This is a genomic window from Caulobacter sp. 602-1, from assembly GCF_003931565.1.
Lineage (GTDB): Bacteria > Pseudomonadota > Alphaproteobacteria > Caulobacterales > Caulobacteraceae > Caulobacter.
Map to the genome: position 1 here is coordinate 1 of NZ_RRYI01000141.1, position 288 is coordinate 288.

Annotated in this window: 1 pseudogene; it reads left to right on the forward strand. The window is 68.4% G+C overall.

The features are described 5' to 3' along the window. A pseudogene (locus tag EIK80_RS25615) lies at positions 1-288 on the forward strand (preprotein translocase subunit SecY); the annotation flags it as partial.

Consider the following 288-nt stretch of genomic DNA (forward strand, 5'->3'; position numbering starts at 1 on the left):
ACCGGCGGCACCCTGTTCCTGATGTGGCTGGGCGAGCAGATCACCAGCCGCGGTGTCGGCAACGGCGTCAGCCTGATCATCTTCGCCGGCATCATGGCCCACCTGCCGATGAGCCTGGGCCAGCTGCTGGGCCAGTCGCAGACCTCGGGCAACTACACGCCGCTGTTCCTGATCCTGATCGGCGCCGTGGCCGCCAGCCTGGCCATCGTGTTCATGGAGCGCTCGCAGCGCCGCCTGCTGGTCCACTATCCCAAGCGCCAGCAGGGCAACCGCATGGTCGGCGGCGAG